Here is a 19,074-nt window from a genome sequence, read left to right as displayed (position 1 = left end):
GTTGATGAATACCGTGCGGTGAACGCCGCACCGCATGCAGTGCGCAGAATGTCGCGCGCCGCATCAGCGACAAGTACGATTCCCCGGATGGCTTCGGCCGTCCGGGGAATCGTCGTCTTGGACGTCGTCTTGGACGTCGTATCTCCGGCGACGGATCGTAACTGCTCTGGACGTCGTATCGCCGGTGATGCCCACACCGGTCATGGCATCAGTCTGCTCATGACCCCGCGAACAGTCGTGAGGCCTGCACCTCGGCGTCGGTGTACACGCTGGACGCCTGACTGAGCGCCAGCTGGATGGATTCCAGCGATTGCTCCATCTGCAGTTGCGCGGCTCGCCATTGTTCGGACACCCCGGCGAACCGGGTGGCCGCCCCACCGGTCCACACGCTTTGGAGCGAGGTGAGGTTTGCATACATGCCGGCCACGGCCTCCCGTATGGTGCCGACCGAGGCCGAAACGGCCGCACTGGCCGTCATGATGCGTTCTGAATCCACTTGATATTGCGACATGTCTGTCCTCTCATATGATGCGGTATGCATCGGTTGGCACGGTCCGACGGTTGCCGGATTGGATCCGTGGCGGAGGTCCTTGGCGGACCTGCCCGCTACCATGGAATCTATGGCACGAATGAACCGGAGAGACGATGGGCCCGCCACTGTGGTCGAAGGGCTGATGTCCACGACGTGTATGGTGTTGGCGATCGTGCTGTTGATGGCGCTTGGTTTCGACCTGACCCCCTACCGCGCGTACGCCGACGACGCATCTCCCACGGCGTCGCCCTCGGCCTCACCTTCGCCTTCGAGCCAGCAGGGCTCCGAATCCGACGGCATCACGGTCACCAGCAACATCACCGATACCGAGAATCTGTTGGGCGACAGTGTTTCCGCCGTCAGCGACAAAATCGCCGCGACCCATCGCTCCAGCGGCGTCACGGTCAAGCTGCTGTACCTGTCCACCTTCGGTGATCATGTCAAACCGGAGACTTGGGCCGGTCAGGTGTTGGAATCAACGAATCCCAAACCCAATACGGTTATGCTCGCCGTGGCGTCCAATGACGGCAGCCTCGTCGTTGTGGTCTCCTCGAATTCCGATGAATGGCTCAAAAGTCGCAAAACCGCGGACCTGCTCTCTGCGGCCGCACTGAAACCCATCATGAAGGACAGCCCCGATTGGGCGGGCTCCGCGATGGCCATGATGACCGAAATCGACACCCTCAAACAGACGTCGACCTCGACCATGACGTCGCGGGTGGGGGTCATCGTGCTCATCGTGGTGTTGCTCGCTCTGGCTTTGCTGGTCGCGGTGGTTCTGATCCTGCGGCGCAGGGGCATCAGTCTGCGGCCTCGCCGCCGTGCCGGCAGGCATGCGCCCCGTGACCCCACCGCCTGATACCGCGTGTGTCGCCGAGTGTGCGCTGTGTGTGGCGAGTGTGGTGTCGCATCGTGATTCCGTGGTGTTGCTATATGGCTGGGTGATCCTTGGGTGCGATACGGCGGTGCGATACGGCGAATGTGTGACCACATCGACGCCACCAGGGCACGCATCCGCCGCGTTGGTGCCCGCCCCGTGTGGCGGACGCAACCCCGGCCCCCGATTCGCGTATAAGTATCAGTGAACGTTCAGGAAACATCCAGTACATGGAGACAAGCTAGCGAATATGAGCAATTCAATAGAAGCATCGATCGTCGTCGTGGACGACGAGCCCTCCATCAGGGATCTGCTCGTCGCATCCCTGCATTTCTCGGGATTCGAAGTCGAGACCGCGGCCTCGGGCTCCGCGGCCATCGAGGTCATCGAGCGGACCCAACCAGACCTTATCGTCCTCGACGTCATGCTGCCCGATATCGATGGATTCACCGTCACCAGGCGCATCCGGCAGGCCGGTGTCACCGCACCGGTGCTGTTCCTCACCGCCCGTGACGACACGCAGGATAAGATCATGGGATTGACCGTGGGCGGCGATGATTATGTGACGAAGCCCTTCAGCCTCGAAGAGGTCGTCGCGCGCATCAGGGCGATCCTGCGGCGCACGCACGAGCAGATTGAGGATGATCCGATCATTCGGGTCGGCGATCTCGAGATCAACGAGGATTCGCACGACGTCTCCCGAGCGGGACAGCCCATCGAACTGAGCCCGACCGAATACAAGCTGTTGCGCTATCTCATGGACAACGAGGGCCGAGTGCTATCCAAAGCGCAGATCCTCGATCATGTCTGGCAGTATGACTGGGGCGGTGACGCCGCCATCGTCGAATCGTACATCTCCTATCTGCGTAAGAAGGTCGACGGCATCGAGGTGGCCGACGAGCACGGCGACACACACAAGGTGACCCCGCTGATCGAGACCAAGCGCGGCATCGGTTACATGATCCGCGGGCCCAAGGCCGGCCAGGCGTCGTGATGGCTGGGGCGAGGCCGGATTCCGAAAGCGGGCGGAACGCGGCGTCGGCGGGGCAGGAGTCTCCCGATGCCCGTATGACGGATGCCGGTTCCAAGGATGCCCGTCTCGCTGATGCCCGCTCGACCGGTCAGAAGACGACCGGTCCGAAGACGACCCGGCCACAGGGTCCCGCCGCACGCTCCGGAACCCCGCGCGCGCGGCGGATCACCGACACCATCCCGCTGAGCACGAAGCTGGCCGCGTGCACCTTGATTCTTCTGCTCATCGGCGCGGCGGCCATTTCGTTGACCATCCGCGAACTGGTGGGCAACTATATGCTGGAGAAGACCGATGCCCAGCTGGTCAACCAGGCGCAGCTCGTCTACGACAACGTGGATGTTCTGCGCAGCAAGGATGGCGACGGCGCATCATCCGGGCCGAGCGATTACTTCATGCAGATACGTGACATGGATGATGCAATCGTCGTGACGCCGCTGGTGCCCACCCTGCCCAACGGCGTGGTCTCACAACCCCTGCTGCCCGCCAACCGTTCGAAGGCCGGCGTGCGCATCGGCAGGCCGTTCACCACGCCCGCCGTCGTCAAGACGGCCTCCGGCTCGAATCCGGACCGCAGCACGGTGCAGGTAGCTCACGCCCCGTGGCGCGTGCTGGTCGTCAGGCTGGTGCAGAAGGTCGACGGTGACACGACCGAGAACCGTGGGCTGGTGTATATCGGGTTGTCGCTCAGCGATCAGATCGACACGATCAACACCCTGACCCGGTATTGCGCGATGGTCGGTCTGGCCATTGTACTGCTCGGCGGGGCCATGGCCACCTTGCTCATACAGCACACACTTACACCGCTCAAACGCATCGAGAAGACGGCGGCGAAGATAGCCGCCGGCGATCTGAGCCAGCGCGTCCCCTCCGCTCCTGAGAACACCGAGGTCGGTTCGCTCGCTGCTTCGCTGAATGCCATGCTGGCCCGCATCGAAGGCAGCTTCCACGAGCAGCAACAGACCACCGAGAAGATGAAACGGTTCGTCTCCGACGCCAGCCATGAGTTGCGTACCCCGTTGGCGACGATCCACGGCTACTCCGAGCTCTACACCATGCAGCGCGACATGCCCGGCGCCTTGGAGCGTGCCGACGAGTCGATCGCCCACATCGAGGCCTCGAGTTCGCGTATGACGGTTCTGGTGGAGGATCTGCTTTCCCTGGCGCGTCTCGATGAAGGACGCGGCATCGACATTACCCAGCAGGTGGCGGTACGACCGCTGATCGCCGACGCCGCCGACGACTTGCACGCCCTTGATCCGGAGCGCACGATCCGCCGAGGTGCGGTCCTGTTGGACGAATCGGGCAGGAATTCCACCCCGCGCCTGAGATTCCGCGAGGGGCCGATGCCCGACATCGAGCTCAACGGGGACGGCTCGCGGTTGCGCCAGGTGATCACCAATATCGTGGGCAACATCCATCGCTACACGCCCGGCGACTCCCCGGTCGAGGTGGCGCTGGGGATGGTGCCCGCCTCCATCGGGCCGGAGTCATTGGCCCGGATGCCTTCGACGGAGCGGTCGATGCACCGATTCCTCGAGGCGGCGGAGGTCGGCCGTTCCATGCAGGTGGGGATGAACTACGCCGTGATCCGGTTCATCGACCACGGACCCGGCGTGCCGGTGGCATCGCAGGCGCAGATCTTCGAACGGTTCTACACCGCGGATCCTTCGCGGGCCAGGCAGAAGGGCGGCACAGGATTGGGCATGTCGATCGCGCAGTCCGTGGTCAAGGCCCATCGGGGCTTCATCTGCGCTTCGAGTTCCGATGGCGGGGGACTGACCCTCACGGTGATCCTGCCCGTGGGTCCGTTGGAGCCCGTAGGCGTTGCCCGACAGCAGACGAAAGTATCGACGAAAGGCGATCGGCGAGGCAGAAAGTCGCGCAGATCCTGAATGCGCCACTGATGGCGGGGCCCGGCACGGCGATACCGATGGCCACGGTCCTGCATGCTTATCCGTCCATGGCGGTGGTTCCGTGGTCGGACGTCGCCTTCCGGTCGCGGGGTCGACCGTGTCGTGATAGCGCGGATCGACCTCGCCGCGATAGCGGGGATGCGCTAGACTGGGAAGCTGGTTTGGCAAGGATGGGCGGTGGCCCTTCTGAGCGCGGAGTGTGCGGCATAAGGAAATGCGGCACAGGGAATGGATGAGGTGTGTGATATGCCCAGCGGACGAGTGCGTTGGTACGATGCGAACAAAGGCTATGGATTCATCACGGACGCGGAGGGAAGGGACGTCTTCCTTCCTTCGGCGGCGTTGCCCGACACGTTGACGACCCTGCGCAAGGGCGCCAAGGTCGAGTTTTCGGTCGTGGACGGCCGCAAGGGGCCGCAGGCCATGAACGTCACCGTGCAAGGTCCCGCGCAGTCGGTGGTCAAGGCTCGCAGGCCGAATCCCGATGACATGGCCGCGATCGTCGAGGATCTCATCAAGCTGCTCGATGCGGCGGGCAACGGGTTGCGGCGGCATCACTATCCGTCTCCCGTCGACAGCAAGAAACTCGCCCATGTGCTGCGCGCCGTGGCCGATGATTTCGATGTACAGGACTGACACTGAGAATGAAGGCTGAGGATATGGACGAATCGCAGGAGCAGGGCGCCGTTGAGGCCGATCCGAGGATGCTCGCGAGGCAGGTCGCGCTCGACGTGGCCGACGAATCGGACCAGGTCGGCGATTTCGTCCACTCCATCCCTATGGATGACGGAGTGGAGGACTTCCGCTTCGCCTGCCTGATGCGTGGGTACGAAGGATGGCAGTGGTCGGTCACGTTGTATCACGACGTGGAGCGCGGCCAGTGGTCGGTCGATGAGTCCTCGCTGGTGCCTACCGAAACCGCGTTGCGGCCTCCGGCCTGGGTGCCGTGGAAGGATCGCCTGCGGTCCTCCGATCTATCCATGACGGACGCGCTGGGAACCGATCCGAACGATCCGCGGCTCGAAGATGGATTCTTGCCGACCCGCAAACCTGCCGACGCCGGTCATTCCGACGCCGCCGATACGGGTACGGATCATCAGGGCGCGGATCATGCTGATGCGACGGCCGCGGATGGGGCGGCGCACAAGGCTGCCGGGGCTGCCGACGGCGTGTCCGGCGCCACTGCCGACCACGCGACGTCGGACGCATCCGCAGACGCAGATGCCGACGAAGACGGCGATGAGGATACGAGGCAGGTGGCGGAGGAATTCGCGCTGACCAGGCGTCATGTGCTCAGCCCGCTGGGTCGGTCGCAGACCGCGAAGCGCTGGTACGAGGGGCCGCACGGTCCCAAGTCGCTGTCGACCAGGACGGCCGGAGGCAAGGTTTGCGAGACCTGTGGCTTCATGGTGCCGTTGCAGGGCGAGTTGGGCACCATGTTCGGCGTCTGTGCGAATGCGTGGAGTCCTGATGACGGGCGGGTCGTTTCCCTGGATCATGGCTGCGGCGAGCATTCGGAGATCGAGCCGCCGGAGACGGCGCCGTTGTGGGTGCAGTCCAAGCCCGCATTCGACGATCTTCATATCGACATCCTCGATACCGGCCAGCGAGGGGAGCATGGTCATGTGGAGCTGCTCGAGAGTCTGACCGATACCGATCCCAACGAGATCGATGACGACGATGATCACGGCGACGACGGACACGATAACGAACGCGGTGACACCGAGCGCTGAGGTGGCACCGAACACTCAATCGTGACGGTACAGAGTCGGTCGGCACTGAAGTCACAACGACTCCAAGTCGCTACGGCACTGAGACGCTACGTACGGGGCCTCAGTGCACGACGGTGACCGTGCATTCGGCGAATTCGACCACCCGATTGGACACGGACCCCAGGAAATGGGCGTCCAGACCGGTTAATCCGCGTGAACCGAGAATCAGGTGGGCGGCGTACTTCGACGCATTGACGAGGCCGTGGTCGGCACGGATATGGAAGGCGTGGGGGCGTACGTCGAGGTCGGGGCCGAGGTCGGCCCGTTCAATAACCTTGTCGAGGATGTGCTCCGCATGGCGCTGGTTGACGTCCATGGGCGCGACGGCGCGTTCATAGCCGGGAACGACTCCCAGATCCTTGATCTGCCAGCAGAAGATGACGTGCAATGGTTGCCCGTGCAACCGGGCCTCACGGGCCGCGAACCGCAGGATGGATGAGTTGGACGGCGAGGCGTCGACTCCGGCCACGATGAGTCGATCATGGTGGCTGGCTCCCGTCGCTCCGGCATCCTGCCCAAGATTCACACCATGCCGTTCGTCGCCCAGGGCTTTGGCGATGCCCTGCTTGACGTCATCCTCATCGGGTTCGCTCATGCGCACGACGGTGACGGGGACGACGGATTCCGAGGTGAGCGTTGAGGACGTCGACCCCGAGAACCAGCGCATCACCCGTCCCATGGTGCGCCGGCCCACGACGATCTGCTGGGCGTCGGCGCCGATCTGCAGCAGGGCGACCGCGCCGGAGGCCCGGACCGAGGTCAGCGCGATGTCATCGGGCTTGCGCGGCAACGTCGAGCAGACGTCATCAACCCAAGCGCGCAACTTCGCCGATATGCGCTCCCGCATCCGATCCCAACCCTCATCGTTATCAGGCTGATCTCCCATGTCCCATGAGGCGGTCCACCCGAACACGGCGTTCACCGGCTGTCCGCTGACACCCGCCTCGCCCAGCGCCCAACGCAGCGCGGCGAACGACTCCTTGGATCCATCGACGCCCACGACGATGTCACCCGTCACGTGCGCCGCATCGCCTGGTCCGTTCGCGACGGCGTCATCGCCATCCGCCCGGTCACCCATGATCAACCGCGGTTCCTCGTCATGCATCGTCAACCTCCTCGTTTCGACCCGATCCGTACGGACGCGGGTATGGCATCCAGCATATCCCGCGCGCTTTGCGTTGTAAGCTCAATTCGCCACCCCCGGAAATAAACGTCACCGCGAATCGGTAGAGTGAAGTGGATTATCACTAATGGAAGGACAAGCATGTTCGAACGGTTTACCGACCGTGCCAGGCGCGTGATCGTGTTGGCGCAGGAGGAGGCTCGGGCCCTTCAGCACAACTACATCGGCACCGAACATCTGCTGCTCGGCCTGATCCGTGAAGGCGAGGGCGTGGCGGCCAAGGCGCTCGCATCCAAGGGCGTGACCTTGGAGGACACGCGCAAGCAGGTGGAGGAGATGATCGGCAAGGGCAATGCCTCGCCGAACGGACACATCCCGTTCACCCCGCACGCCAAGCAGGTGCTTGAGCTCAGTCTGCGCGAAGCGTTGCAACTGGGTCACAGCTATATCGGCACCGAGCACATCCTGCTGGGTCTCATCCGTGAGGGAGAGGGCGTGGGCACCCAGGTGCTCATCAAGATGGATGTCGATCTGGGCGATCTGCGCAGCGCGACCATCGATATGATTCGCGGGAATTCCGGTAGGGGTGACGACGGCGACAAGGGCGACCTCGCCAATGCCGGCGGCGTCGAGGACAAGGGACAGAAGACCGGTTCGGCCATTCTGGACCAGTTCGGCCGCAATCTGACCGCCGAGGCCGCCCAGGGCAAGCTCGACCCGGTGATCGGGCGGAGCAAGGAAATCGAACGGGTCATGGTCGTGTTGTCAAGGCGCACCAAGAACAACCCGGTGCTGATCGGCGAGCCCGGTGTGGGCAAGACCGCCGTCGTCGAGGGGCTGGCCGAGAAGATCAACGCCGGCGACGTGCCCGAAACACTCAAGGGCAAGCAGGTGTATTCCCTGGATCTGGGCTCCATGGTGGCCGGTTCCCGGTACCGTGGCGACTTCGAGGAACGTCTCAAGAAGGTGCTCAAGGAGATCAAGACGCGGGGCGACATCGTCCTGTTCATCGATGAGATCCACACCATCGTCGGCGCGGGCAGCGCGGACGGCGCATTGGGCGCCTCCGACATGCTCAAGCCGTTGCTTGCACGCGGCGAGCTGCAGACGATCGGCGCCACGACGACCGACGAGTACCGCAAGTACATCGAGAAGGATGCGGCGCTCGAACGGCGCTTCCAACCCATCCAGGTCCATGAGCCGACCGTGGCGGAGACCATTGAGATCCTCAAGGGTCTGCGTGAGCGCTATGAGCACCATCATCACGTGACCATCACCGACAAGGCTCTCCAGGCCGCCGCCGAGCTGTCGTCGCGGTACATCCAGGACCGCAACCTGCCCGACAAGGCCATCGACCTGATCGATGAGGCCGGCGCACGGCTGCGCATCAAGCGGCTCACCGCACCGCCTGAGCTCAAGGAACTCGACGCCAAGGTCGCCAAGATCTCGGCGCAGAAGGATCAGGCCATCAAGGACCAGGACTTCGAGAAGGCCGCTGACCTGCGCGACCGCCAGGAGAAGCTGGAGGCCGAGCGCAAGGAGAAGGAATCCACGTGGCGCGAAGGTGGTTCCGATGTGAAGATGGTGGTCGATGAGGATGTCATCGCCCAGGTCATCTCGAACAGCACCGGGATCCCCGTGTTCAAGCTCACCCAGGCGGAGTCGAAGAAGCTGCTCGGCATGGAGAAGGAGCTGCACAAGCGCATCATCGGCCAGGACGAGGCGGTCTCCGCCCTGTCCCGTTCGATCCGTCGTGCGCGCGTCGGTCTCAAGGACCCCCGCAGGCCTTCGGGCTCCTTCATCTTCGCCGGCCCCACGGGCGTCGGCAAGACGGAGCTGGCCAAGGCGTTGGCCCAGTTCCTTTTCGACGATCAGGATGCCCTGATCAGGGTCGATATGTCCGAGTTCTCCGAGAAGTACGCCGCGTCGCGGCTCTTCGGCGCCCCTCCGGGGTACGTGGGGTACGAGGAGGGCGGCGAACTCACCGAGAAGGTGCGTCGCAAGCCGTTCTCCGTCGTGCTGTTCGACGAGATCGAGAAGGCCCACCCGGACATCTTCAATACCCTGCTGCAGGTGCTGGACGACGGCCACCTGACCGACGGCCAGGGCAGGACCGTTGATTTCAAGAATACGATCATCATCCTGACCACGAACCTGGGCACGAGGGATATCGCGAAGGCGGCCAACACCGGCTTCAACCTCGGTTCGGGTGCGGCGTCGAGCTACCAGCGGATGAAGGATCAGGTCACGAGCGAGCTCAAGCAGCAGTTCCGGCCTGAGTTCCTCAATCGTCTCGATGACATCATCGTGTTCCAGCAGCTCACCGAGCCCCAGGTCCGTCAGATCGTCGACCTCGATATCGCGCAGCTCAACGATCGTCTGTTCGAGCGTCATATGTCGCTCGAACTCACTGACGACGCCAAGGATCTCTTGGCGCGCAAGGGCTTCGATCCGTTGCTTGGTGCACGTCCGTTGCGTCGTGTCATCCAGCGTGACATCGAGGACGCGATCTCCGAGCAGATCCTCATGGGGAATCTCTCCGATGGGCAGAACGTGCTGGTGGATGCCCATGGTGAGGATATCCTCGGCGAGTTCACCTTCAAGGGGGAGCGGTTCACGCCCCAGGTCCCGGCCGACGGGGCGGGTTCCGACGGTGATGGCGATGCCGACGGTGCCCATCCGGGCGACGGGGACTCCGAGACCTCCGGTCACACCGAGCCACGCGAGATGGTCGATGCGGCGACGGGGACCGGATCCACGACCGAAGCGGACGCCGACACGGGCGCTGCGGATCCGGATCATCAGGAAGGCACGCAGGGCGACTAGAGTCATGCATCCTGAATCTGGTTCGGCCCCCAGTACCGATTGGTACTGGGGGCCGAACCGTATGCGGGTGGCGAGGTCGTGTTCGCCGATATCTCATGACGTAGGGCCGGCCGAACGGTGAATCACATCGTTCGACCGGCCCTACGTCGCCCTGTGTTGCAGGTGGTTGTCCGCATCACTGCGGTGATGCGGACAACCGGCGCCTATCGTGGTGCCGTGGGGATGACGGCTGTTACTTCACCGCGTTGAGCCACTGTTCCTTGGTGGCCTTCTCGGCTTCGAGCTTCGCCTTGCGCTTCGGGTCGTCGGTCGCGGCGATCTTGGCGTCGAGCTCGGCGAGCTGTGCGTTGAGCTGCTCTTCGAAACTCGATTTGCGGGCGTCCGCCTCGGGATCGGTCTTGGTCCAGGCGGCGTCCTCCACGGCCTTGATCTGCTTGTCGACCGCGTCGAGACGGCCTTCGATGCGGCGCATGTCCTCGCGGGGCACGTAGCCGATCTCATCCCACTCGTCCTGGATGGCGCCCAGCGCCTGACGGGCGCGTTTGGCGGAGGGCAGGTCCTTGACCGGCACGAGCGCTTCGGCGCGGGTGAGCAGCGCCTCCTTCTTGACGAGGTTCTCCTCCTCGGCGCCGTGCATCTGATCGCGGTCAGCCTGGCGGGCGTTGAAGAACGTGTCGGCGGCCTCGCGGAAGCGAGCCCACAACGCATCGTCCTCGGCGCGACCGGCGCGTCCGGCCTGCTTCCACCGGTCCATCAGGGCGTTGAACCGACGCGAGGTCTCGCCCCAGTCCGTCGAATCCTTGATGGCGTTCGCCTCTGCGATGATGCCTTCCTTGGCCTGCTTGGTCTCCGCCCGTTCGCTGTCGCGGTGCTGCGCCCACTTGCGACGGCCCTGGTTGAATGTGGTGCGTGCCGAGGAGAACCGCTTCCATAGGGCGTCGGCATCGGGTTTGTCCAGGTGGACTGAAGTGCGCTGATGCTGCTGCCACTGGTCGAACAGGGAACGGAACTTGTCGGCGGTCTGGCGCCAGTTGGTCGAGTCGCCCAGCGAGTTCGCCAGGTCCTCGGCCTTGACCACGATCGCGGTGCGTTCCTCCAACGCCTTGGCCACGGCCTGTCGGCGGGCCTTCGTCAGCTCCTGCTTCTTGGTCTCGGCGGCGGCTTTGAGCTCGGCGTACTGCGTCTTGAGGGACGCGATATCGCCGACCACTTCGGGTTCGGCGGTCTCCTGCTCCAGCGACTTGACCGACTCGTCGATCTCGTGCTGCTTGATGGTCGAGGATTCCAGGCGCTTGGCGAACAGCTCCAGTTTGTCCTTGATGTCGAGGAATCGACGGGCGTAGAGCGTCAGCGCCTCATCCGCCGGTGCCCCCGGGAATTCGCCCACCTTGCGTTCGGTTTCGCCCTCTCGGACGAACACGGCGCCGGATTCGTCGACATGGCCGAACTGCTTCGCCGCGGAGATGTCCTCATCGGCGTGTTTCGACACGGCCGGTGCGACCGTCGGTGCGGCATGGCGTGTCGGATGCTTGGCGAACGCCGCAGGGAAGGGTGCGTGGGGCATGGGAACCGCGGCCTTGTGCGGTGCGGGCACTGCTGCGGGCGTGGGTGCGGGCTCGGACGGTGAAACCTCGGGGTTCCGGGCCTGCTGGGCTCCGTCGTCGGACGGCGTCGGCGTGGGCGATGTGGCGCCCGGCTCCTGGTGCTCGGATGTGTGTTCGGGTTCGGTGACGGTTTCGTCGGCCATGGCCAGCTCCTTACGGGTACGTGATGCGCGGTGCGCGGATCGGCGGGATTGACGCCCCACTTTTCCGTGACCTCACTTATTATAGGGAATCGTGTCAAAAGGTGCATCAATATCAGGATTTCCGGAATGGCTTCCCACCGAACGGGTGGTGGAGCAACGCGTCATCGATACGCTGCGTAGGGTTTTCGAGCTCAATGGGTTCATTGGCATCGAGACACGCGCGGTCGAGGCGGGGGCGAGTCTGCTCAAGAAAGGCGAGACGAGCAAGGAGATCTATCTGCTCTCGCGTCTGCAGGAGGTCGGGCATGAATCCGACACCCCGCTTGACGAACGGCTGGGGCTGCATTTCGATTTGACCGTGCCGCTGAGCCGGTACGTCGTCGAACATTCGGGCCAGTTGGTCTTCCCCTTCAAACGGTGGCAGATCCAGAAGGTCTGGCGTGGCGAACGTCCGCAGGAGGGCAGGTTCCGCGAATTCGTCCAGGCCGATATCGATGTGGTCGGCAACGGCGAGTTGCCCGAGCATTACGAGGTCGAGCTGCCGCTGGTCATGGTGCGCGCGCTTGAGGCGCTGCGTGACTTCGGCCTGCCCAAAGCCACGGTGCACGCCAACAACCGCCGACTTTCCGAAGGTTTCTACCGTGGTCTGGGGCTTGAGGACATCGAGGGCGTGCTGCGCGAGATCGACAAGCTCGACAAGATCGGTGCCGATGAGGTCGCCAGATTACTGGTCGAAACCTGCGGGGCGAACGAGGATCAGTCGCGGGCCTGCCTGGAGCTGGCCGACCTGAGCGCCGCGAACGGCGCCGAACTGGCCGAACGCTTCGACGCCTTGTGCGCGCGCCACGGCATCGCCCGTGAGAGCGAGGCCTATGCCCTGGCCCATCAGGGGCTTGAGACGCTGTCCATGATCATTGACGAGGCCGCGCGCATTCGCCCCGGTTCGGTGATCGCCGACCTCAAGATCGCCCGTGGTCTCGATTACTACACCGGCTCGGTCTATGAGACCTTCCTGGAAGGGGCCCAGTCGCTCGGGTCCATCTGCTCGGGAGGGCGTTACGACGACCTCGCCTCACAGGGCAGCAAGCGCTATCCCGGTGTGGGGTTGTCCATCGGGCTCTCCCGTCTGGTGTCGTACATGCTGCACACCGCCGGCGCCACCGCCTCTCGGGTCTCGCCCGCCGCGGTGCTGGTGGCCGTCTGGGACGAGGCCGACCGTGAGGGGTCCAACCGCATCGCCGAGACCTTGCGTCAGCGCGGCATCGCCGCCGACGTGGCCCCGACGGCGGCCAAGCTCGGCAAGCAGATCCGATACGCCTCGAGGCTGGGCGTGCCTTACGTGTGGTTCCCCGCCCAAGCCGTTGACGATGGGTCCGCCCAGGGCGTCGACGAGGTCAAGAACATCGTCACCGGGGACCAGGAGGCCGCCGATTGCAAGTCGTGGGAGCCGGATACGGTGTATGCCCGGCAAACCATTGGTCTGAAGGCTGAGTGAACCGCGGTGTCATGCGGTTTTGCGAGGGATACGAAGAAAGAGGAAGTATGAGCCAGACGGCTTATCGTACATATCATGCCACTGAGGTCACCGAACAGCTGATCGGCGAAGAGGTCACGCTCGCCGGTTGGGTCGACCGTCGCCGCGACCATGGCGGCGTGGCCTTCATCGACCTGCGCGACAGCACCGGTCTGGTTCAGATCGTCATCAACGACGAGGAGATCGCGCGCCCGCTGCGCAGCGAATTCGTCATCCAGGTCATCGGCAAGGTCCGCCTGCGCCCCGACGGCAATGAGAACGTCCACCTCAAGACCGGCAAGATCGAGGTCGTGGTCAAGGAGCTCAAGGTCCTGGCCAAGTCCGACGCCCTGCCCTTCCAGGTGTCCACCGCGCTCGAGAACGAGTCCGAGAACAAGCTGCCGGGCGAGGACGTGAGGTTGGCCTACCGCTACCTCGACCTGCGTCGTCCGGAGATGCAGCGCAATCTGAAGCTCCGCTCCGACATGACCAGGGCCGCCCGCCATGCCCTGGAGGACATGGACTTCACCGAGGTCGAGACCCCGACGTTCATCAAGTCGACGCCCGAGGGCGCCCGTGACTTCGTGGTGCCCGCCCGTCTCGTGCCGGGTTCCTGGTACGCCCTGCCCCAGTCCCCCCAGCTGCTCAAGCAGCTGCTCATGGTCGGCGGCATCGAGCGTTACTACCAGCTGGCACGCTGCTACCGCGACGAGGACTTCCGCGCCGACCGTCAGCCCGAGTTCACCCAGCTCGACATCGAGATGAGCTACGTGAGCCAGGAGGACGTCATCGCCATGGCCGAGCACGTCATCCAGGCCATATGGAAGACCCGCGGCTATGAGATCACCCTGCCGTTGCCCCGCATCACCTGGCAGGACGCGATGGACCACTACGGTTCCGACAAGCCCGACCTGCGCTTCGGCAACCAGCTCATCGACCTGACCGAGTACTTCAAGGGCACGCCGTTCCGCGTGTTCCAGGCGGCCTATGTGGGCGCCGTGCTGTTCAAGGGCGGCTCCTCCACGCCGCGTCGTCAGTTCGACGCCTGGCAGGAGTGGGCGCGTCAGCGGGGCGCGAAGGGCCTGGCCTACGTGCAGTTCGGCGATGACGGTGAGCTCAAGGGCCCGGTCGCCAAGAACCTGTCCGACGAGGAGCGCAACGGGCTCAAGGAAGCGGTCGGGGCCGAGAACGGCGACGCCGTTTTCTTCGCCGCCGGTTCCCGCGAGTCCTCGCAGCTGCTGCTAGGTGCGGTCCGCGTCGAGCTTGCCCGTCGCGCCGGTCTGCTGCATCCCGACGACTTCGCGTTCACTTGGGTCGTGGACTTCCCGCTCTTCAAGCGCACCGACGATCCCGATGACGACGACGTGGCGGTGGGCCACTCCAAGTGGACCTCCATGCACCATCCCTTCACCATGCCGTCGGCCGATTGGATCGACACCTTCGACAAGGACCCCGAGCATGCGATGAGCGATTCTTACGACATCGTGTGCAACGGCGAGGAGATGGGCGGCGGTTCGGTACGTATCCACCGCGACGACATCCAGGACCGCGTGCTCAAGGTCCTCGGCATCGAGCCCGAGGAAGCCCAGGAGAAGTTCGGCTTCCTGCTTCAGGCGTTCAAGTTCGGCGCCCCGCCTCACGCCGGCATCGCGCTGGGATGGGACCGCACCGTGTCGATCCTCGCCGGTGCGAGCTCCATTCGCGACGTCATCGCCTTCCCAAAGGCCGGCGGCGGCCGCGATCCGCTGACCGGGGCCCCCGCCCCGATTTCGGACGAGCAGCGTGCCGATACGGGCGTCGATTACGACCCCGATGAGGACGACGACTGAGGTCCGAACCCAGCATTGATGCCGTCTCGATGAGACGTGGTGTGCGTGGCACATCCGCTTCATCGGGGCGGCATTTCGCGTATCCGGTAGGGCCCGCCGGTCGCCGGCGGAGGTTCGTGAGCGAGTTGCATGAGGCGAAGGGGTGGCACTCGGGGCCTGTATGGCATGGACGATGGGGCATGGACGACCATACCTCGTTGAAACATGGCGTCGTTATAGTGAGCACCACATGCTCGGCATGCGCGTTAAGAAGAGAAAGAGGCAACCGTGATATCACCAAGCTCATCACCGGATTCGACGGTGAAGGACCCGGGACACCCGCTGGTCGAACTGTCTCATGTGGAGAAGCATTTCGGCAGTCTCCACGTGCTCAAGGACATCAATCTCAGTGTCAACAAGGGTGAGGTGCTCGTCGTCGTGGGGCCTTCGGGTTCCGGAAAATCGACGATGTGCCGCACCGTCAACCGCCTCGAGGGCATCGATTCGGGCGTCATACGCATCGACGGCAAGGAGCTGCCCCAGGAGGGCAAGGAGCTCGCGATGCTGCGCGCCGAAGTGGGCATGGTCTTCCAGTCCTTCAATCTCTTCGCCAACAAGACGATCCTCGAGAACGTCACGCTCGCCCCCATGCGGGTGCGGCACATGAGCAAGGCCGACGCCGAGGATCTGGCCATGGATATGCTCTCGCGCGTCGGCGTCGACTCCCAGGCGTCCAAGATGCCGTCGCAGCTCTCCGGCGGGCAGCAGCAGCGTGTCGCGATCGCACGGGCGTTGGCGATGAAACCCAAGGTCATGCTGTTCGACGAGCCCACTTCCGCACTCGATCCGGAGATGGTCAACGAGGTGCTCGACGTCATGGTCGGCTTGGCCAAAGAGGGCATGACGATGATCTGCGTGACCCACGAGATGGGATTCGCCCGCAAGGCCGCCGATCGCATCGTGTTCATGGCGGACGGCCGCATCCTCGAATCCGGCACGCCCGAGGAGTTCTTCGATCACGCGCAGACCAAGCGCGCCAAGGACTTCCTGTCCAAGATCCTCACCCGCTGAGTCGGCCCGCCCATCGGTACGGGAAGCATCACACAGCAGCACAGGGGATCATCACTGAGAGGAAGGCAATCCATGGTCAAGCAATGGTATACGTCGCGCATCCGCCATGGGGTGCGCGCCATATTCGCCGCGTTGTGCGCGGTGGCGTGTTCGTTCACGTTGGCGGCCTGCGGTTCGCAGGAGAGCGCCGGGGAGATCCGCATCGGCATCAAATTCGACCAGCCGGGCGTGGGATTCAAGAAGTCGGGCACCTACGTCGGATTCGACGTGGACGTGGCCAAGTACATCGCCCGCAAGATGGGTTACTCGGAGGACAAGATCATATGGAAGGAGGCCCCTTCCAAGCAGCGTGAGGCGATGCTGCAGAACGGCGATGTGGATATGGTCATCGCCAGTTACTCCATCACCCCGGAACGCAAGAAGGAGGTGTCCTTCGCCGGCCCCTACTTCGTGGCCGGACAGGATCTCATGGTCCGCAAGGACGAGACCTCGATCAACGGCCCCGGTGACCTGAACGGCAAACGACTGTGCTCGGTGACCGGCTCGACCTCCGCATCGACCGTCAAGGAACGGTTCTCCAAGGAGGTCCAGCTCATGGAGCAGCCGGGATACGCCGAATGCGCGACCGCATTGTTCTCGGGCATCGTCGACGCCGTCACCACGGACGACATCATCCTCGCCGGTCTGGCCTCGGCCTCACGCGGCCGGCTGCGCGTGATCGGCAAACCGTTCACCAAGGAATCGTACGGCGTGGGCATCAAGAAGGGCGACACGAAGCTCGCCGCCCAGATCAACAACGCCATCGACGACATGATCCAGGACGGTTCATGGAAACGCGCCATCGATGACAACACCCGGGGCATCGCCTACACGCCGAGCGCCGAATACAATCCTCCCGAACCCACGGAAGGGGAGCAGTGATTATGCATACGTTGGTTGAGCTTTTCTCGCAGTACGACATCGTCGGAGCCTTCCTCGTCAACATCGAGATCACGGCCTGGTCGACCCTGTTCTCGCTGATCCTGGGCGTGGTGCTCGTCATGATGCGCATCTCGCCGGTGTCATCGATGCGCATGGTGGCCGGCGCCTACGTCGAGCTGTTCAAGAACATGCCGTTGACCATCATCATGGTCTTCATGGTGCTGGGCGCTTACGCCCAGCTGAAACTGAGCTTCTCGAGCTCCTTCGCCACCAACTTCTTCTGGCTCGCGGTCACCGGACTGTCGCTGTACACCGCGGCGTTCGTCTGCGAATCGTTGCGGTCCGGCATCAACACCGTGCCGCTCGGCCAGGCCGAGGCCTCGAGGGCTCTGGGACTGAGCTTCCTGCAGTCGACGACGAGCATCATCCTGCCGCAGGCCTTCCGCGGATCCGTGGCCCCGCTGGGCAATACGTTGATCGCCTTGCTCAAGAACTCCACGGTCGCCGCGGCCGCCTCGGTGGCGACCGAAACATCCTCCCTGATGAGTGAGATGATCGAATTCCATGCGGATGCCATCATCGCAATCTTCCTGATCTTCGCGATCGGCTACGTCATCCTCATCATCCCCATCGGGATCCTCACCACCTATCTGTCCAACGCGCTTGCGGTCCGGAGATGAACACCATGTCCCAACATCAAGAAAGTTCGGTTCTGTTCGACGAGCCCGGCCCACGCGGCCGTCGCACCATACGGATACTCAACTGGGTCGCCGCCCTGGTCTTCATCGCGGTCTTCGCACTGTTGCTCATGCGGCTGCACAACCCGCCGGACGGCGAGAACCAGCTGAGCTGGGAGCTGTGGAAGCCGGCGCTCGAAGAGGAGGCCTGGGTAGATTTCTACCTGCCCGGCGTCTGGATGACCATCAAGGCCGCGGTGCTCGCCGTCGTGGGCGCCGTCGCGTTCGGCCTGGTCTTCGGTGTCGGCCGATTGATCCCGAATCCGGTCCTGCGCGGTATCTGCGCCGTGATCGTCGAGTTCTGCCGCGCCGTGCCCGTCCTCATGCTCATGATCTTCTTCTGGCGCGGATTCGCCTTCATCGGCATGGAGGACGCCTCGTACTGGGCGGTCGTACTGGCCTTGGTCCTGTACAACGGGTCGGTGGTCGCCGAACTCGTCCGATCCGGCGTCGCCAATCTGCCTGACGGGCAGCGTGAGGCGTCGCTGGCGCTCGGTCTGACCCGCACCCAGTCGCTCATGCAGATCGAGGTGCCGCAGGCCATATACGCCATGCTTCCCGCGGCGGTGACCCAGCTGGTCGTGGTGCTCAAGGACACCGCGCTCGGATCGATCATCATGTACACCGATCTGTTGCAGGAGTCCAGGCGTCTGGGCTCGATGTACTTCAACATCCTGCAGACCCTCATGGTGGCGGCCGTCGTCTACTTCATCATGTGTTGGCTGCTGTCGCGCCTGGCCGAATGGCTGCCCACGCGAATGAGCCAGCGCACCTCGGGGCCGACCGAGCTCGAGCCGGTCGCTCCCATCGCCTTCATGGACGCTTCGAATACGGTGCAGGTCGCCGTGGCCCGCGAGGTCAAGGAGCTTCCGTTGGGTGGAGCCCCACGTCAGTACCACGTGAGGCACACCGGCTCGAACTCCTCCATCCAGGATTGGCGGCGTATTCGGTACCGTCAGGGATACGACCAGATGCACCCCGAAACGCAACGGGACTCCCGGTCCCTGCAGATTCCGGAGTTCCTCAAACCCAAGGTGTCCGGTCGCGACGAGCGTCACGGCCAGGCCGACGACAGGGAGACGCCTGGGAGGGCCGGCGGGGCTCCCGGATCAGCCCAGGGATCCGATGGGAACGGTGATGGCGGCCAAGCCGCCTGATCGCCGCACTCCGCCACGGTAGCCACGGACCACTAGAGTGGCAG

The 19,074-nt window shown here is 63.9% G+C and carries 15 protein-coding genes; 12 read left to right on the top strand and 3 right to left on the bottom strand.

Annotated features, from left to right (window positions below; translation table 11 throughout):
* Positions 1–217: 217 nt before the first annotated feature.
* Positions 218–511 (bottom strand): WXG100 family type VII secretion target, encoded by a 294-nt coding sequence (locus BMON_RS00360; RefSeq protein WP_033511976.1) that lies wholly within the window; start codon positions 509–511, stop codon positions 218–220.
* A 109-nt stretch (positions 512–620) separates the two neighbouring features.
* Between BMON_RS00360 and BMON_RS00355 the strand changes: the two genes are divergently transcribed.
* From BMON_RS00355 to BMON_RS00335, 5 genes are all read left to right on the top strand, one after another.
* Positions 621–1,391, top strand: a complete 771-nt coding sequence (locus tag BMON_RS00355) for a TPM domain-containing protein (RefSeq protein ID WP_152595724.1) — start codon at positions 621–623, stop codon at positions 1,389–1,391.
* A 268-nt stretch (positions 1,392–1,659) separates the two neighbouring features.
* Positions 1,660–2,403, top strand: a complete 744-nt coding sequence (locus tag BMON_RS00350) for a response regulator transcription factor (protein WP_033511978.1) — start codon at positions 1,660–1,662, stop codon at positions 2,401–2,403.
* Between the two features lie 74 nt (positions 2,404–2,477).
* A complete protein-coding gene (locus BMON_RS00345) occupies positions 2,478–4,334 on the top strand; it encodes a sensor histidine kinase (RefSeq protein WP_081882714.1) in 1,857 nt (618 codons plus the stop codon).
* A gap of 267 nt (positions 4,335–4,601) precedes the next feature.
* Complete coding sequence (locus BMON_RS00340; protein WP_033512197.1) at positions 4,602–4,991, top strand: cold-shock protein; 390 nt, start codon at positions 4,602–4,604, stop codon at positions 4,989–4,991.
* A 23-nt stretch (positions 4,992–5,014) separates the two neighbouring features.
* Complete coding sequence (locus BMON_RS00335; protein ID WP_081882713.1) at positions 5,015–6,088, top strand: DUF3027 domain-containing protein; 1,074 nt, start codon at positions 5,015–5,017, stop codon at positions 6,086–6,088.
* A 100-nt stretch (positions 6,089–6,188) separates the two neighbouring features.
* On the opposite strand, the gene BMON_RS00330 is transcribed toward BMON_RS00335, so the two are convergent.
* Positions 6,189–7,232: a universal stress protein gene (locus tag BMON_RS00330; protein WP_237745265.1), complete on the bottom strand. Its 1,044-nt coding sequence runs from the start codon at positions 7,230–7,232 to the stop codon at positions 6,189–6,191.
* 159 nt (positions 7,233–7,391) lie between these two features.
* Here BMON_RS00330 and BMON_RS00325 point away from each other — a divergent pair, with 159 nt between their 5' ends.
* Positions 7,392–10,076, top strand: coding sequence for an ATP-dependent Clp protease ATP-binding subunit (locus BMON_RS00325; protein ID WP_081882712.1), 2,685 nt, complete (start codon positions 7,392–7,394; stop codon positions 10,074–10,076).
* 232 nt (positions 10,077–10,308) lie between these two features.
* Here BMON_RS00325 and BMON_RS00320 read toward each other — a convergent pair whose 3' ends face one another.
* Positions 10,309–11,823: a DUF349 domain-containing protein gene (locus BMON_RS00320; protein ID WP_033511980.1), complete on the bottom strand. Its 1,515-nt coding sequence runs from the start codon at positions 11,821–11,823 to the stop codon at positions 10,309–10,311.
* Positions 11,824–11,914: 91 nt separating this feature from the next.
* Here BMON_RS00320 and hisS point away from each other — a divergent pair, with 91 nt between their 5' ends.
* The 6 genes from hisS (at position 11,915) to BMON_RS00290 (ending at position 19,030) form a co-directional block, all read left to right on the top strand.
* The gene (hisS, locus tag BMON_RS00315; RefSeq protein WP_033511982.1) at positions 11,915–13,318 is read left to right on the top strand and encodes a histidine--tRNA ligase; all 1,404 of its coding nucleotides are present in this window, start codon (positions 11,915–11,917) and stop codon (positions 13,316–13,318) included.
* Between the two features lie 47 nt (positions 13,319–13,365).
* Positions 13,366–15,165, top strand: coding sequence for an aspartate--tRNA ligase (gene aspS / locus BMON_RS00310; RefSeq protein WP_033511984.1), 1,800 nt, complete (start codon positions 13,366–13,368; stop codon positions 15,163–15,165).
* Between the two features lie 267 nt (positions 15,166–15,432).
* Positions 15,433–16,215: an amino acid ABC transporter ATP-binding protein gene (locus tag BMON_RS00305; RefSeq protein WP_081882711.1), complete on the top strand. Its 783-nt coding sequence runs from the start codon at positions 15,433–15,435 to the stop codon at positions 16,213–16,215.
* Positions 16,216–16,287: 72 nt separating this feature from the next.
* A complete protein-coding gene (locus BMON_RS00300; RefSeq protein WP_051917677.1) occupies positions 16,288–17,136 on the top strand; it encodes a glutamate ABC transporter substrate-binding protein in 849 nt (282 codons plus the stop codon).
* Positions 17,137–17,138: 2 nt separating this feature from the next.
* Positions 17,139–17,816 carry an amino acid ABC transporter permease gene (locus BMON_RS00295; RefSeq protein WP_033511985.1) on the top strand — a complete coding sequence of 226 codons (678 nt, stop codon included), beginning with the start codon at positions 17,139–17,141 and terminating at the stop codon, positions 17,814–17,816.
* Positions 17,817–17,821: 5 nt separating this feature from the next.
* Entirely contained in the window at positions 17,822–19,030 is a 1,209-nt protein-coding gene (locus BMON_RS00290; RefSeq protein ID WP_081882744.1) for an amino acid ABC transporter permease, read from the top strand.
* The last annotated feature ends 44 nt before the right edge of the window (positions 19,031–19,074 follow it).

The sequence above is a fragment of the Bifidobacterium mongoliense DSM 21395 genome (assembly GCF_000741285.1).
Taxonomy (GTDB): Bacteria; Actinomycetota; Actinomycetes; order Actinomycetales; family Bifidobacteriaceae; genus Bifidobacterium; species Bifidobacterium mongoliense.
The sequence above is the reverse complement of the archived record's forward strand: the minus strand, read 5'-3'. Positions and strand labels throughout refer to the sequence as shown.